Here is a 1,657-nt window from a genome sequence, read left to right on the forward strand (position 1 = left end):
AGCAGCGTCACCGGCAGCGACCAGCGGTGATCCGCCCCCACCAGCCAGCGCGCCATGTGCGGCATCATCAGGCCAATAAAGGCGATCGGGCCGACCACGGCGGTCGCGCTGCCGCACAGCACGGTGATGGCGAGCAGACCAATGAGCTGCGTGCGCGCCACGCGGTTGCCGAGGGCGGTCGCGGTGTCGCTGCCGAGGCTCAGGCTGTTGAGCGCGCGGCTTAAAAACAGCGCCACGGCAGCGGCAATCATCACCGGGATCGCCACCACTTTCAGGGTTTCAAGAGTGCGGATATCCAGCGAACCGGCCTGCCAGAAGCGTAGCTGGTCGTAAACGTCCGGGTTGAGCAGGGCGATGCCGTTGGATAAGCCTTCCAGCACCGCCGCGAGCGCCACGCCCGCCAGCGTCAGGCGCACCGGGCTCAGCTGTCCGCCGCCCTGGCTGCCGGTAAAGGCGACGACCAGCGAGGCGGCCAGCGCGCCGCAGAAGGCCATCACCAGCTGTTCAGAGGGCGACGTCAACCCGAACAGCGCCGCGCCCAGCACGATGGCAAAGCTGGCACCGGAGTTCACGCCGAGAATGCCGGGGTCGGCCAGCGGGTTACGGGTGAGGGTTTGCATCAGGGCACCGGCAAGGCCGAGCGCGCCACCGGCCAGCAGTCCGGCAAGGGTGCGGGGCAGGCGGGCGTCGAGCACAATGACGCAGTCAGCGCTCTGGCAGGTACCGGAGAGCGCATCAACGATAACGGACGCGGGCAGAGGCTTCGCGCCAACCAGCAGGCTGAGTGCAATCGCCAGGCTAAATAGCAGCAATAAAACGGGCACGGCAACGGCGCGCACCGAAGAAGAGGAAAACGACATAGCAACATCCATGATTTGATAATGATAGTGATTATCGTTATCTATCTTATTTGGCTATGTTAGCATGTGCGCCCATGGAATGGGTAGAATTACACTCAAGGCTTTGTCATGAATCAAAAATCCTGGCTGCTTAACCTCAGCCTGCTGAAAACGCACCCGGCGTATCGCGCCGTTTTTATCGCTCGCTTTATCTCCATTTTGTCCCTCGGGCTGCTCGGCGTGGCCGTGCCGGTCCAGATCCAGACTATGACCCACTCCAGCTGGCTGGTGGGGTTATCGGTGACGTTAACCGGCGGAGCGATGTTTATCGGCCTGATGGTCGGCGGCGTGCTGGCGGATCGCTACGAGCGCAAGAAGCTGATCCTGCTGGCGCGCGGCACCTGCGGCGTGGGCTTTATCGGGCTGTGCCTGAACGCGATGCTGCCGGAGCCGTCGCTGATCGCCATTTATGCCCTCGGGCTGTGGGACGGTTTCTTTGCCTCCTTAGGCGTGACGGCGCTGCTGGCGGCAACGCCCGCGCTGGTCGGGCGCGATAACCTGATGCAGGCGGGGGCGATCACCATGCTCACCGTGCGTCTCGGCTCGGTGATTTCGCCGATGGTGGGCGGCCTGCTGCTGGCAACCGGCAACGTGGCGTGGAACTACGGGCTGGCGGCGGCGGGGACCTTTATCACCACCCTGACGCTGCTGCGCCTGCCGCTGCTGCCGCCTCCGCCGCAACCGCGCGAGCATCCGCTGAAATCACTGATGGCCGCTATTCGTTTCCTGTTCAGCAACCCGCTGATTGGCGGCATTGC

General features: G+C 63.9%; 2 protein-coding genes. One reads left to right on the forward strand and one right to left on the reverse strand.

Going from position 1 to position 1,657, the window contains the following annotated elements:
- On the reverse strand, positions 1–860 hold an 860-nt coding region (gene fepD / locus DOU50_RS00310), incomplete at its 3' end, for a Fe(3+)-siderophore ABC transporter permease (protein WP_148768468.1).
- 108 nt (positions 861–968) lie between these two features.
- Between fepD and entS the strand changes: the two genes are divergently transcribed.
- The coding region (entS, locus tag DOU50_RS00315) for an enterobactin transporter EntS (RefSeq protein ID WP_148768469.1) at positions 969–1,657 on the forward strand (689 nt) is incomplete at its 3' end.

The organism is Enterobacter sp. C6 (assembly GCF_008122455.1).
Taxonomy (GTDB): Bacteria; Pseudomonadota; Gammaproteobacteria; order Enterobacterales; family Enterobacteriaceae; genus Enterobacter; species Enterobacter pseudoroggenkampii.